Raw genomic sequence first — 13,555 nt, forward strand, 5'->3', positions numbered from 1 at the left:
CTGAAACTTCTTGACCCGCTTCGCAATGACGCCGGCAATGGGCTTGGCCGCGCGACTGCCACCTCGTGGAAGCAACGTCCGGCCCTACCCGTTACACATCCACCCTGAGCCGATGCACCGTATTCCCGGCAGTGGTGGCGCTGCGAGACTTGCGGGGGAGCCCGGCAAGCAGGGATTGGCCTCCTCGCGTCGTTGAAGTCGCGGGGGCGCGACAAGCCGACCGAGTCGTCGACCGCGTTGCCCGTCGGGCGGCCGGCTTGAAGGTCACCACTGGGTTGTCACTGAGCAACGCGACTATGAAGTGTCCTCCCAGGGCCCGTCCCAGGCGGAGCAGTGTCGGTGTGGTCACCGGTCGGCCGCCGTCCTCAAGGCGGCGGATGACCCGCTCGTTCATCCCCGCGCGGCGGGCAAGCTCCGCCTTCGTCCAGCCGAGTGCAATGCGGCGGTCGTAAACGGCTTGGGCCATCGCGTCACCGAGCGCGGCCTCCGCATACGCCTGGTCGAACTCCTCGACCTCGCCCGTGGTCATCGCGTCCGCGTGGGACGTCTCAGGGACGGGCTCGGCGGCGGCCTTCGCGGCCCTGCGACGCATTGCCTCACGCGCATTCATCGTCCTGCCTCCGTCATTCGTCTCGTCCGTCGCCGTCGGTCTTCCCGGTTTGCCACCAACCGCTCGTCACCAGCCGCCCAGTTCCAGCGGCTCCCCGGCGAAGATAATCGCGACCGGCGCACCGGAGTGGTCGTTCTGGCATGTCTTCATCACCTGTCTGGCACGCTCGACCTGCACGTGCTCGTTCATCCTCTGCTTGCGAAACACCGTCAAGAGCACCGCGGTCGCGTCGGTGCGGATCCAGTAGGTGATCCGCATCGCCCGGTTCGCCAAATCGAACCGCAGCTCGAACAGCCCTTGGCCGAGCGGCTTGGACCGGGGCATACCCATACGTTCGCCCTCGTTGGCCAGCCGTTCGACAAAACGCTTGACAGTGCCCCGCTGAGCTGCGGACAGCCCTTCAAGCCATGCCCGCACCTCGGGCTCCATCTCGATCGCGAACACACCACTCATCCTACCGGACAATTTTGTCCGCCCTCGGGTTCGTATCCACGAAGGTGATGCATCGCTCTGCAATGAGGCGACGGACGAAGCGCTCGCCGACTTTGCGCCGTTCGGCGGCCTGGGGGACGGTCAGGAGCCGTCCGGTCTTGTCGATCACGGAATCAGGTCCCTCGCAGGTCAGGACGGTCAGGTCGCTTCCTGGCGGCGCCCGTATGCGAGAGGATCTCGGCGTCTTGTCCCGACACCGTTGGGTGTTTGGTCGGTGCGAGGCGGCCTGTTGCGGCCGTTGCCGAATGACGGCCGGGTGGTGCGTTGGGTCCGACTGGGTGGACGAGGAGCCGTTTCGTTCACTTGGCCGGAGCGTGTGCGGTCAAGCCGCTTCGTATCGCGCGGCGAGGTAATCGAGCTTGGCGCAGAGGCCGTTGGTGAGGAGCGAGGCCAAGCGGTGGACTGCGTCGGCGGGGACGGGGCCGAGGTTGACCAGACCGTCACTGTGGACGTTCGCTTCCGCCTTGAGCGCCCCGAAAAAATCGTCCAGGCCGGCAGTCGTCAGCCGTGCGGCGAGTTCGAGCGTGGCGTTGTTGGCTGTGCACCAGCCACGGACGTAGAGGATGCCGGCGCGCAGTTCTTCGGCCGGAGGTGCGCAGGCGCGGGCGTTGTCGGCTGCGGAGCGCATGGCGGTTCCTCCTGTCAGATGGGGTCGGCCGTTGCCGCGGCGAGGAGTTCGGCGAGGTGGTGCGCGGCTTCCGGTGTCGTGCGGCCGAGTTCGACGAAGCCCTGCCCGAAGGCGTTGACGTCCGCGCGCAGGTACGGGAAGTGCTCGGCGATGCCGGTGGCGAGCAGGACGTCTCGCAGGGTTGCGACGGCAGACCGCGCTTCGTGCCAGGCCGTGGTGTCGATGGGCGACCAGGAGGCCGCGTCCGGATCACTCATCGTCCGTTCCCTCGGCTGCGGCAGACAGGTTGCGCGAGGCGATCAGGAGATGACCGGCGAGAAGCGCGACCGCGTCCCGGTCGAGAGTGGATTCCTCGGTGGGCTTGCTGAGCCACTGGTAGCGGCCTCCGGTTTCGACGCCCGGTCCGGGGACGAGGAGGTACCCGCCGACCGAGAGGTACCGGTACGGCACGTCCCCACGCAGAACCGTCAACGCGCCCGCGAAGAAGGGCTCCCCGACCGGCGCGATAAGGAACGCAGCCTTCCGTGCCCGATGGTCGATGGCCGACGGCGGAGCCTGGGAGCCAAGCCACCGGTACCAGTCGACGGCTTCGAGCCCCAACCGATCCGCCACGACGACCGCGTCGAAGACGTGGCCGGTCACCCACAAACGAGGCCCCCGAGGGTGCTCGGTTCCGTCCGAGTCGCCCATGGCTGCGAGCAGCCAAGCGCCGGCGGATTCACTCGCCTGACGAAGCGTCATGTTCATCTCCCGAAGCCCGCCGGTCGCTCCGACCGGGCACCACCAAGGTGCGCCGGCGGCACCGGTCCGAGGCAGACGGCAAGGGATGACAAGGGGTGACACGCCTTGTCACCTCAGTGTGCGCTCAGCAGATCAACTCACTGCGACTCTTTGACGACGCTTCGTGTGCGTGAGCATGATGGCTGAATCTGGCTCCGCTTCAGGGGAGGCGATTCGTGGTGTCGACCACCACGCCGTACCGAGCCGCTCTTCTGCGCGCGGCTCGTGATCGCCTCGGCTGGAAGAAGCCCCGTCTCGTCTACGCCCTCCGCCAGGCCGCCGCGCAGGAGGGGCGCTCCCTGCCGACCGACACATCGCTGTTGCGGAGCATTGCCCGGTGGGAGAACGGCCAGACGCACCCGACCGACTATGTCGAGTTGCTGGTGAAGGTCTACGGCGAACCGGCCCACCGTCTCGGGTTGGCCGATGTCCCGGCCACGCAGGAAACCCCCGGGACGGCCTACCCCACCACCCCCACCGACGGAATCGAGTCCCTCGCGGCGTTGTGGCGCGCCGATCTCGCGCCCGGTAGCGACGTGCAGGCGCTGTCTCCCGACCCGGCCGCCTGGAACGCGGCACCACTCGTGTGGCTGGTCTCCGGCGGGCAAGAGCAGTTGCCGAATTCCCGAACACGCACGCAAGTAGGCGCATGCGACGTCGAAACCGTCCGCGCGACCGTCGACGTGTACGCCGACCTGGACAACCGCTTCGGAGGCGGACACGGCCGCCGAGCCTTGATCCAATACCTGGACGGCGACGTTGCCGAATTGCTGACCGCCCGCAGCACGGAGCCCGTGGGCCGAGCCCTGTTCGCCACCGTCGCCGAAGCCACCCTCCTCGCGGCATGGATGAGCTACGACAGCGGCCACCACGGCTTGGCCCAGCGCTACTTCATCCAAGCGTTACGCCTGGCCCAGACCGCCGAGGACCGTCGCCTTGCCGGAAGCATCCTGTCCGCGATGAGCCACCAGGCCACCTACCTCGGCCGCTTCATCGAGGCGGCCAACCTTGCCCGCGCCGCGCAGCTCGGCACCACGGGCCACGCGACCCCGACCCTGACCGCCCAGTTCCTCGCGATGGAGGCCCGAGCCCTCTCCCGCCTCGGTGACCACGCAGCCTGCAACGCCGCCCTGACCCGAGCCACCACGATCTTCGAGCGCAACAATCCCGGCGAAGACCCGGAGTGGATCGGCTACTTCGACCAGGCGGAGCTATCCGTCGAACTCGGCCACTGCTTCCGCGACATGCGCCAGGCCCGCCAAGCCACCACCTACGCGGAACAGTGTCTCGGCGGCACCGACGGCCACTACATCCGCAGCGACTTCTTCGCGACCATGGTCCTAGCCGAAGCCCACCTGGCGGCCGGCGAACTCGAACGCGCGTGCCGAACGGCGTTGGACGCCCTAACGATCGGCCGCCAACTCAAGTCCGCCCGTTGTGTCTCCTACCTGGCCGCATTCCGCAAGAAGGTGGACTCCCGCAGCGACTCAACCGCAGTTGCCGAATTCCTGGAAGAGGCCGCCGGTTACCGCATGTGGCAGCAAGCCGCAGGCTGACCCACCCTCAGAACGGCTTCCAGCCGTGCCGGTCCCCACCGGACCGCAGATCCGAGATGCGCCGCTCAACCTCCGCCGCGACCTCGGCGTCACCGGCCATGTTCTGCGTCAGCCACACGGTCATCATCAACTCACGCATGTCCGCCAGTACCGGGTATCCGTACCAGTTCATGACATCGAACCCGTACGCATTCACGAACGCCTCGTACTCGGCCCGGGTGTGCCACCCGTACCGCTCGTAGTACATCGCGGTCAGCACCAGGTCCCACTCACGCGGCCCAAGCGCGAACCCATCCAGGTCGATTAGGACCGCCCGCCCCGCCTCGTCAACGAGCGCGTTCCCGACGCTCGCGTCCCCGTGCACCAGTCCGAACGGAAGCACGAACTCCAGAGCGTCATACCGCTTCCGCAGTTCCTCGGCCCGCTGCCGAAGAAACCCACGGTCGTCATCACCCAACGCCACCGCGGCGTCGATCCGCCCCCAGGTCGCCGCCAACGGCTCCAGATACGGCAGACCCAACGACGCCGGTTCCTCCAGCCAATGCAACCGCCGCAGCAACTCGGCCAACGCGACCACACCGGCGAACCGCTCCTCCTCAGCCACCAGCTCCCAGAACGTCACCACCCGCCCGTCAACCACGAGCGGTTGCCGAATCCGCGACGTAACCCGCACCGCCGGGAACCCCACCTCGGCAAGCCACCGAGCCGCAGCCACAGTCCGCTCATGCTCATCAACCCGGTCCGCCGACCGAGCCACCCGCACCACATCAGGATCGCTTAACCGAAAGACAGCGTTCTCCCCAAGCCGCAACAGAGACGCCCCCTCAGCGCTCAGCCCAGCCACAGCACACGCCGAGCCCAACACCTCCCGAGCATGCTCCGCAGTAAACGCCCCACCGGCCCCAGCCACCCCGCCATCCGCCATACCGCGAAGCTACCCGCATCCCGTGCCCTGTCGACCCACCAACGGCGCCCAATCGACCACTGCCGAATTTGGCTCTACTAGATCAAGTGGCGTGCCCGGACGGGCACCACCGTCCGGACAGTCCAGGCCCCGCCGCGCGTGCGGCGTGGCCGCCGGTCCCGGCGACCCCATCGCCCGGCCCGCTTTGAGCAGGTGTCATCTTTCTCGCAACAAACTCGCTCTCCCGACTCGGCCCTGGGATTGAGAGCCGGGACCAACGTCCCACGCTCCTGCCGGGAGTGGTCTCCACGACGTCTGGTCGGGGCCATCCAGCGTGTGATTTTCGTGCTTGTTCGGGTCAACGCGCGCAGCCGATACTGTTGCCTTGCCAGCATCCAGCGTCCAGCCAGGGGTCGGTCAGCTTTGTCGAGCATCTACGACCAGGGAAAAGCCGCGCTTGACGAACTTATCGAGTGGGCTGAGGAATACGCGTCTGGCGAAAGTCGAAATGAGGCGACAACCCGCCTCCATCTGATCGACACGCTGCTGACCGATGTTCTGAAGTGGCCTAAGTCAAGTATTCGCGCCGAAGAGCCTGCGGACTCCGGTCGCATCGACTATGCGCTCGGCTCGCCCGGCACCCAGTTCATCATCGAGGCAAAGCGCGAAGGCATTTATTTCGATCTCCCGGCTGGTATGTCCAGCGGAGTGTACAACATTGAGAACATCAGTTCCGGAGAAAAGGGGCGCCCTCTGCGCGATGCCCTCAAGCAAGCTGCCGGGTACGCCGCGAGTAATGGCGTCGCCCCTGCAGGTGTCACCAACGGGCATCAGTTTGTTTTCTTCATTGCAGCTCGAACAGATGGAGTACCGCCCCTGAAGGGCAAAGCGCTAGCTTTCCCGAGTTTGACTGATATGCGAACCGAGTTCAGGCTTCTATGGGATAATGCATCGCAATATGGAGTCGACAAAAAAAATCTTCATCGAACCGTTAATCTGCGCGAAGCCCCTCCACCCGAGTCGCTATCCATTCACCTTTCGAACTACCCTGGATCGAAACGCCGGAACAGCCTGCAATCAGGCCTGGACATCTTGGGAGAACTCTTTCTTGTTGATGTGACTCGCTTGGAAGAGCTTCGCAAGGATTTTCTTCGAGAATGCTACTCCGCCAGCGGCGCACTTTCACAGTACGCGCAGGTCAGTAAAGAGATTCTGCGTACGCGCTACGCCTTGCTAAGCGAAGAAAATGGCCCCGTCGTATTGCCTGTCGAAGACAAGAAAGGGATCAGTCCGAGCCTTACGCAAGACATGCTAGCCGCAGCCATGTCTCGGCGTCCGATTGTCCTTTTGGGCGACGTGGGGGTTGGCAAAACAACATTTATCCAACGCCTCGTTTATGTCGAAGCCGAAGAACTATTCGAGCAGGCATTCTGCCTGTACATCGACTTTGGGTCTACCACGACGCTGAGTCGACTTGACAGCTTCGTCGTAGAGGAGTCAATCCGACAACTGCGCGACAACTATAACAAGGACATCGAGGACGCCGACTTCGTCGAAGCCGTTTACCACGGGGCCCTAAATCGATTTGACAAGCAAGTCATGGGCCGGTTGAAGGATATTGACCCCGTTGCCTACCACAAAGAGAGAATTAATTTTCTACGAGCGAAGGTCGAAGAGCGCGCGAACCATTTGAAAGCAAGCCTTGAGCACCTACGGTCCAATCAGCGCAAGCAGGTCGTAATTTTCCTGGACAACATTGACCAACGAAGCAGCAATGACCAGGAGCAAGTATTTCTCATTTCGAATGAGCTCGCGCAGAATTGGCCCGCCACGGTGTTCGTAACTCTTAGACCCGAGACGTTCTACAGATCGAGCCAACGTGGCACGCTCTCTGGATACCAGGCTCGGGTATTTACTATCTCACCGCCTCGCGCAGATGTGATGCTGCAGAAGCGAATCGACTTTGCCTTGTCCCAGCTTTCCCAGACCGGTAGATTGGACTCCTTTCCTTCTGGGGTGACGCTCGACAGCGAGAGTCTCGTCTCCTTCCTCGAAATCCTTGCCGATAACTTTAGGAACAACGATGACCTGTTGGCCTTGATCGACAATTTGGCCGGCGGTAATATGCGGCTAGCTCTGGGTTTCGTCACGGAATTCATTGGAAGCGGCCATATTGACACCGCCAAAATGCTGCGCATCTGGGCGGAATATGGTCAGTATAAAATCCCGCTTCACGAGTTCCTGCGCGCACTGCTATTCGGAGACGGCGTCTACTACAGTCCCGACGCATCACCGATCGCAAACCTTTTTGGTATCTCGCAGCCCGATGGGCGCGAACATTTCCTACTACCACTGTTGCTCAGCCAAGCCCAGGCCCTCGGCGAGCGCGCTAGCGAAGAGGGTTACGTACAGTCTGAGGTGCTCTTTGATTTCGCACAGCATTTGGGATTTGACGTTGAGCAAATCACTGCCTCACTTGACCATGCAGTGAACAAAAGATTGATGGACACTGCCCCACGTCATTCTCATGACGGACCGCGACTTCACTATCGCATCACGACCGTCGGCGCGTATACGGTGCGAATCCTGTTGGCGTACTTTGCATACGTTGATGCGGTTCTAATCGATACACCGATTGTCGATCAGCAGTATCGGCGACTAATCGAAGATGTGCATAACCTTCCCGAGCGAGTAAATCGCACAGAGTACTTCCGGTTGTATCTGGATCGCCAGTGGTCGAAGGTCAACAGCGAGGGACTTCCTTGGCGTTGGTCCGACACGAGCGAAGTGCTTTCAAAGGACATCCGCCGGGTGGGTCGGCGTGCTGACCCGGAAACCTGGGGCTGGGACTCTGACAACCGCGACGCAGAGCATTCCTGATGACTTGACGCTCGCAGCCCGGTTCCCAGCACCAGAGATTAATGTGCAACATTCACGGAGTGCTTCTGCGCCATGGGCCGCACACTTCGGCTCGTGTGCAGGTCGAGCCACCTCAAAGCCGTGTGACTCAAGGCGTCTTTATGCCCGGGGTAAGTGTTGGAGCTGCTGCTGGCACTAGCGGAGTCTCGGGCCGGTGCCACCGGCGCGAATTCGGGGCTAGTCAGGGGGTGTTTGAGGCCCCGTATTCGAACGGCGCTTCCCAAGTTTAGAACGCGAGTTCGATTCTCGTCGCCCGCTCGTGTGGTGAAGGCCCAGGTCACGGAGGATTTCCGTAGACTGGGCCTTCGCAGTTTCCCGCATCGCCGCGCCTCGCATGCGGGGTCCGTGCCGGATGCGGGTCGATGTCGGCGCTGAAACTTCTTGACCCGCTTCGCAATGACGCCGGCAATGGGCTTGGCCGCGCGACTGCCACCTCGTGGAAGCAACGTCCGGCCCTACCCGTTACACATCCACCCTGAGCCGATGCACCGTATTCCCGGCAGTGGTGGCGCTGCGAGACTTGCGGGGGAGCCCGGCAAGCAGGGATTGGCCTCCTCGCGTCGTTGAAGTCGCGGGGGCGCGACAAGCCGACCGAGTCGTCGACCGCGTTGCCCGTCGGGCGGCCGGCTTGAAGGTCACCACTGGGTTGTCACTGAGCAACGCGACTATGAAGTGTCCTCCCAGGGCCCGTCCCAGGCGGAGCAGTGTCGGTGTGGTCACCGGTCGGCCGCCGTCCTCAAGGCGGCGGATGACCCGCTCGTTCATCCCCGCGCGGCGGGCAAGCTCCGCCTTCGTCCAGCCGAGTGCAATGCGGCGGTCGTAAACGGCTTGGGCCATCGCGTCACCGAGCGCGGCCTCCGCATACGCCTGGTCGAACTCCTCGACCTCGCCCGTGGTCATCGCGTCCGCGTGGGACGTCTCAGGGACGGGCTCGGCGGCGGCCTTCGCGGCCCTGCGACGCATTGCCTCACGCGCATTCATCGTCCTGCCTCCGTCATTCGTCTCGTCCGTCGCCGTCGGTCTTCCCGGTTTGCCACCAACCGCTCGTCACCAGCCGCCCAGTTCCAGCGGCTCCCCGGCGAAGATAATCGCGACCGGCGCACCGGAGTGGTCGTTCTGGCATGTCTTCATCACCTGTCTGGCACGCTCGACCTGCACGTGCTCGTTCATCCTCTGCTTGCGAAACACCGTCAAGAGCACCGCGGTCGCGTCGGTGCGGATCCAGTAGGTGATCCGCATCGCCCGGTTCGCCAAATCGAACCGCAGCTCGAACAGCCCTTGGCCGAGCGGCTTGGACCGGGGCATACCCATACGTTCGCCCTCGTTGGCCAGCCGTTCGACAAAACGCTTGACAGTGCCCCGCTGAGCTGCGGACAGCCCTTCAAGCCATGCCCGCACCTCGGGCTCCATCTCGATCGCGAACACACCACTCATCCTACCGGACAATTTTGTCCGCCCTCGGGTTCGTATCCACGAAGGTGATGCATCGCTCTGCAATGAGGCGACGGACGAAGCGCTCGCCGACTTTGCGCCGTTCGGCGGCCTGGGGGACGGTCAGGAGCCGTCCGGTCTTGTCGATCACGGAATCAGGTCCCTCGCAGGTCAGGACGGTCAGGTCGCTTCCTGGCGGCGCCCGTATGCGAGAGGATCTCGGCGTCTTGTCCCGACACCGTTGGGTGTTTGGTCGGTGCGAGGCGGCCTGTTGCGGCCGTTGCCGAATGACGGCCGGGTGGTGCGTTGGGTCCGACTGGGTGGACGAGGAGCCGTTTCGTTCACTTGGCCGGAGCGTGTGCGGTCAAGCCGCTTCGTATCGCGCGGCGAGGTAATCGAGCTTGGCGCAGAGGCCGTTGGTGAGGAGCGAGGCCAAGCGGTGGACTGCGTCGGCGGGGACGGGGCCGAGGTTGACCAGACCGTCACTGTGGACGTTCGCTTCCGCCTTGAGCGCCCCGAAAAAATCGTCCAGGCCGGCAGTCGTCAGCCGTGCGGCGAGTTCGAGCGTGGCGTTGTTGGCTGTGCACCAGCCACGGACGTAGAGGATGCCGGCGCGCAGTTCTTCGGCCGGAGGTGCGCAGGCGCGGGCGTTGTCGGCTGCGGAGCGCATGGCGGTTCCTCCTGTCAGATGGGGTCGGCCGTTGCCGCGGCGAGGAGTTCGGCGAGGTGGTGCGCGGCTTCCGGTGTCGTGCGGCCGAGTTCGACGAAGCCCTGCCCGAAGGCGTTGACGTCCGCGCGCAGGTACGGGAAGTGCTCGGCGATGCCGGTGGCGAGCAGGACGTCTCGCAGGGTTGCGACGGCAGACCGCGCTTCGTGCCAGGCCGTGGTGTCGATGGGCGACCAGGAGGCCGCGTCCGGATCACTCATCGTCCGTTCCCTCGGCTGCGGCAGACAGGTTGCGCGAGGCGATCAGGAGATGACCGGCGAGAAGCGCGACCGCGTCCCGGTCGAGAGTGGATTCCTCGGTGGGCTTGCTGAGCCACTGGTAGCGGCCTCCGGTTTCGACGCCCGGTCCGGGGACGAGGAGGTACCCGCCGACCGAGAGGTACCGGTACGGCACGTCCCCACGCAGAACCGTCAACGCGCCCGCGAAGAAGGGCTCCCCGACCGGCGCGATAAGGAACGCAGCCTTCCGTGCCCGATGGTCGATGGCCGACGGCGGAGCCTGGGAGCCAAGCCACCGGTACCAGTCGACGGCTTCGAGCCCCAACCGATCCGCCACGACGACCGCGTCGAAGACGTGGCCGGTCACCCACAAACGAGGCCCCCGAGGGTGCTCGGTTCCGTCCGAGTCGCCCATGGCTGCGAGCAGCCAAGCGCCGGCGGATTCACTCGCCTGACGAAGCGTCATGTTCATCTCCCGAAGCCCGCCGGTCGCTCCGACCGGGCACCACCAAGGTGCGCCGGCGGCACCGGTCCGAGGCAGACGGCAAGGGATGACAAGGGGTGACACGCCTTGTCACCTCAGTGTGCGCTCAGCAGATCAACTCACTGCGACTCTTTGACGACGCTTCGTGTGCGTGAGCATGATGGCTGAATCTGGCTCCGCTTCAGGGGAGGCGATTCGTGGTGTCGACCACCACGCCGTACCGAGCCGCTCTTCTGCGCGCGGCTCGTGATCGCCTCGGCTGGAAGAAGCCCCGTCTCGTCTACGCCCTCCGCCAGGCCGCCGCGCAGGAGGGGCGCTCCCTGCCGACCGACACATCGCTGTTGCGGAGCATTGCCCGGTGGGAGAACGGCCAGACGCACCCGACCGACTATGTCGAGTTGCTGGTGAAGGTCTACGGCGAACCGGCCCACCGTCTCGGGTTGGCCGATGTCCCGGCCACGCAGGAAACCCCCGGGACGGCCTACCCCACCACCCCCACCGACGGAATCGAGTCCCTCGCGGCGTTGTGGCGCGCCGATCTCGCGCCCGGTAGCGACGTGCAGGCGCTGTCTCCCGACCCGGCCGCCTGGAACGCGGCACCACTCGTGTGGCTGGTCTCCGGCGGGCAAGAGCAGTTGCCGAATTCCCGAACACGCACGCAAGTAGGCGCATGCGACGTCGAAACCGTCCGCGCGACCGTCGACGTGTACGCCGACCTGGACAACCGCTTCGGAGGCGGACACGGCCGCCGAGCCTTGATCCAATACCTGGACGGCGACGTTGCCGAATTGCTGACCGCCCGCAGCACGGAGCCCGTGGGCCGAGCCCTGTTCGCCACCGTCGCCGAAGCCACCCTCCTCGCGGCATGGATGAGCTACGACAGCGGCCACCACGGCTTGGCCCAGCGCTACTTCATCCAAGCGTTACGCCTGGCCCAGACCGCCGAGGACCGTCGCCTTGCCGGAAGCATCCTGTCCGCGATGAGCCACCAGGCCACCTACCTCGGCCGCTTCATCGAGGCGGCCAACCTTGCCCGCGCCGCGCAGCTCGGCACCACGGGCCACGCGACCCCGACCCTGACCGCCCAGTTCCTCGCGATGGAGGCCCGAGCCCTCTCCCGCCTCGGTGACCACGCAGCCTGCAACGCCGCCCTGACCCGAGCCACCACGATCTTCGAGCGCAACAATCCCGGCGAAGACCCGGAGTGGATCGGCTACTTCGACCAGGCGGAGCTATCCGTCGAACTCGGCCACTGCTTCCGCGACATGCGCCAGGCCCGCCAAGCCACCACCTACGCGGAACAGTGTCTCGGCGGCACCGACGGCCACTACATCCGCAGCGACTTCTTCGCGACCATGGTCCTAGCCGAAGCCCACCTGGCGGCCGGCGAACTCGAACGCGCGTGCCGAACGGCGTTGGACGCCCTAACGATCGGCCGCCAACTCAAGTCCGCCCGTTGTGTCTCCTACCTGGCCGCATTCCGCAAGAAGGTGGACTCCCGCAGCGACTCAACCGCAGTTGCCGAATTCCTGGAAGAGGCCGCCGGTTACCGCATGTGGCAGCAAGCCGCAGGCTGACCCACCCTCAGAACGGCTTCCAGCCGTGCCGGTCCCCACCGGACCGCAGATCCGAGATGCGCCGCTCAACCTCCGCCGCGACCTCGGCGTCACCGGCCATGTTCTGCGTCAGCCACACGGTCATCATCAACTCACGCATGTCCGCCAGTACCGGGTATCCGTACCAGTTCATGACATCGAACCCGTACGCATTCACGAACGCCTCGTACTCGGCCCGGGTGTGCCACCCGTACCGCTCGTAGTACATCGCGGTCAGCACCAGGTCCCACTCACGCGGCCCAAGCGCGAACCCATCCAGGTCGATTAGGACCGCCCGCCCCGCCTCGTCAACGAGCGCGTTCCCGACGCTCGCGTCCCCGTGCACCAGTCCGAACGGAAGCACGAACTCCAGAGCGTCATACCGCTTCCGCAGTTCCTCGGCCCGCTGCCGAAGAAACCCACGGTCGTCATCACCCAACGCCACCGCGGCGTCGATCCGCCCCCAGGTCGCCGCCAACGGCTCCAGATACGGCAGACCCAACGACGCCGGTTCCTCCAGCCAATGCAACCGCCGCAGCAACTCGGCCAACGCGACCACACCGGCGAACCGCTCCTCCTCAGCCACCAGCTCCCAGAACGTCACCACCCGCCCGTCAACCACGAGCGGTTGCCGAATCCGCGACGTAACCCGCACCGCCGGGAACCCCACCTCGGCAAGCCACCGAGCCGCAGCCACAGTCCGCTCATGCTCATCAACCCGGTCCGCCGACCGAGCCACCCGCACCACATCAGGATCGCTTAACCGAAAGACAGCGTTCTCCCCAAGCCGCAACAGAGACGCCCCCTCAGCGCTCAGCCCAGCCACAGCACACGCCGAGCCCAACACCTCCCGAGCATGCTCCGCAGTAAACGCCCCACCGGCCCCAGCCACCCCGCCATCCGCCATACCGCGAAGCTACCCGCATCCCGTGCCCTGTCGACCCACCAACGGCGCCCAATCGACCACTGCCGAATTTGGCTCTACTAGATCAAGTGGCGTGCCCGGACGGGCACGCCACCGTCCGGACAGTCCAGGCCCCGCCGCGCGTGCGGCGTGGCCGCCGGTCCCGGCGACCCCATCGCCCGGCCCGCTTTGAGCAGGTGTCATCTTTCTCGCAACAAACTCGCTCTCCCGACTCGGCCCTGGGATTGAGAGCCGGGACCAACGTCCCACGCTCCTGCCGGGAGTGGTCTCCACGACGTCTGGTCGG

At 65.0% G+C, this 13,555-nt stretch carries 15 protein-coding genes and 2 pseudogenes; 3 read left to right on the forward strand and 14 right to left on the reverse strand.

Annotated features, from left to right (window positions below):
* Positions 1-91: 91 nt before the first annotated feature.
* The 6 genes and pseudogenes from OG928_RS16365 to OG928_RS16390 all read right to left on the reverse strand — a co-directional run bounded on the left by OG928_RS16365 (position 92) and on the right by OG928_RS16390 (position 2,471).
* Positions 92-610, reverse strand: coding sequence for a helix-turn-helix domain-containing protein (locus tag OG928_RS16365; RefSeq protein WP_406284308.1), 519 nt, complete (start codon positions 608-610; stop codon positions 92-94).
* Positions 611-676: 66 nt separating this feature from the next.
* Positions 677-1,063: a type II toxin-antitoxin system RelE/ParE family toxin gene (locus tag OG928_RS16370; protein ID WP_406284310.1), complete on the reverse strand. Its 387-nt coding sequence runs from the start codon at positions 1,061-1,063 to the stop codon at positions 677-679.
* Positions 1,064-1,100: 37 nt separating this feature from the next.
* Positions 1,101-1,208, reverse strand: a pseudogene (locus OG928_RS16375) (excisionase); the annotation flags it as partial.
* Positions 1,209-1,424: 216 nt separating this feature from the next.
* Positions 1,425-1,730: a hypothetical protein gene (locus OG928_RS16380; RefSeq protein WP_406284312.1), complete on the reverse strand. Its 306-nt coding sequence runs from the start codon at positions 1,728-1,730 to the stop codon at positions 1,425-1,427.
* Between the two features lie 14 nt (positions 1,731-1,744).
* Positions 1,745-1,987: a hypothetical protein gene (locus OG928_RS16385; RefSeq protein WP_406284314.1), complete on the reverse strand. Its 243-nt coding sequence runs from the start codon at positions 1,985-1,987 to the stop codon at positions 1,745-1,747.
* Positions 1,980-2,471: a hypothetical protein gene (locus tag OG928_RS16390; RefSeq protein ID WP_406284316.1), complete on the reverse strand. Its 492-nt coding sequence runs from the start codon at positions 2,469-2,471 to the stop codon at positions 1,980-1,982. Before OG928_RS16390 ends, OG928_RS16385 begins: the two co-directional genes overlap by 8 nt.
* A gap of 215 nt (positions 2,472-2,686) precedes the next feature.
* On the opposite strand from OG928_RS16390, the gene OG928_RS16395 reads away from it, so the two are divergent.
* Complete coding sequence (locus OG928_RS16395; RefSeq protein ID WP_406284318.1) at positions 2,687-4,066, forward strand: hypothetical protein; 1,380 nt, start codon at positions 2,687-2,689, stop codon at positions 4,064-4,066.
* Between the two features lie 7 nt (positions 4,067-4,073).
* Here the strand turns inward: OG928_RS16395 and OG928_RS16400 are convergent, their stop codons facing one another.
* Positions 4,074-4,991, reverse strand: coding sequence for a phosphotransferase (locus tag OG928_RS16400; RefSeq protein WP_406284320.1), 918 nt, complete (start codon positions 4,989-4,991; stop codon positions 4,074-4,076).
* Positions 4,992-5,393: 402 nt separating this feature from the next.
* Between OG928_RS16400 and OG928_RS16405 the strand changes: the two genes are divergently transcribed.
* On the forward strand, positions 5,394-7,850 hold the full coding sequence (locus OG928_RS16405; RefSeq protein ID WP_406284322.1) for a hypothetical protein: 2,457 nt from the start codon (positions 5,394-5,396) through the stop codon (positions 7,848-7,850).
* Positions 7,851-8,351: 501 nt separating this feature from the next.
* Here the strand turns inward: OG928_RS16405 and OG928_RS16410 are convergent.
* The 6 genes and pseudogenes from OG928_RS16410 to OG928_RS16435 all read right to left on the reverse strand — a co-directional run bounded on the left by OG928_RS16410 (position 8,352) and on the right by OG928_RS16435 (position 10,731).
* Positions 8,352-8,870 (reverse strand): helix-turn-helix domain-containing protein, encoded by a 519-nt coding sequence (locus OG928_RS16410; protein ID WP_406284308.1) that lies wholly within the window; start codon positions 8,868-8,870, stop codon positions 8,352-8,354.
* A 66-nt stretch (positions 8,871-8,936) separates the two neighbouring features.
* Positions 8,937-9,323: a type II toxin-antitoxin system RelE/ParE family toxin gene (locus tag OG928_RS16415; protein WP_406284310.1), complete on the reverse strand. Its 387-nt coding sequence runs from the start codon at positions 9,321-9,323 to the stop codon at positions 8,937-8,939.
* A gap of 37 nt (positions 9,324-9,360) precedes the next feature.
* A pseudogene (locus OG928_RS16420) lies at positions 9,361-9,468 on the reverse strand (excisionase); the annotation flags it as partial.
* Positions 9,469-9,684: 216 nt separating this feature from the next.
* Positions 9,685-9,990, reverse strand: coding sequence for a hypothetical protein (locus OG928_RS16425; RefSeq protein WP_406284312.1), 306 nt, complete (start codon positions 9,988-9,990; stop codon positions 9,685-9,687).
* Between the two features lie 14 nt (positions 9,991-10,004).
* Positions 10,005-10,247, reverse strand: coding sequence for a hypothetical protein (locus OG928_RS16430; RefSeq protein ID WP_406284314.1), 243 nt, complete (start codon positions 10,245-10,247; stop codon positions 10,005-10,007).
* Complete coding sequence (locus OG928_RS16435) at positions 10,240-10,731, reverse strand: hypothetical protein (protein WP_406284316.1); 492 nt, start codon at positions 10,729-10,731, stop codon at positions 10,240-10,242. Before OG928_RS16435 ends, OG928_RS16430 begins: the two co-directional genes overlap by 8 nt.
* 215 nt (positions 10,732-10,946) lie before the next feature.
* Here OG928_RS16435 and OG928_RS16440 point away from each other — a divergent pair, with 215 nt between their 5' ends.
* Positions 10,947-12,326, forward strand: a complete 1,380-nt coding sequence (locus tag OG928_RS16440; protein ID WP_406284318.1) for a hypothetical protein — start codon at positions 10,947-10,949, stop codon at positions 12,324-12,326.
* A gap of 7 nt (positions 12,327-12,333) precedes the next feature.
* Here the strand turns inward: OG928_RS16440 and OG928_RS16445 are convergent, their stop codons facing one another.
* Entirely contained in the window at positions 12,334-13,251 is a 918-nt protein-coding gene (locus OG928_RS16445; RefSeq protein WP_406284320.1) for a phosphotransferase, read from the reverse strand.
* Positions 13,252-13,555 lie beyond the last annotated feature (304 nt).

The sequence above is a fragment of the Embleya sp. NBC_00896 genome, from assembly GCF_045207785.1.
In the GTDB taxonomy this organism is placed as follows: Bacteria; Actinomycetota; Actinomycetes; order Streptomycetales; family Streptomycetaceae; genus Embleya.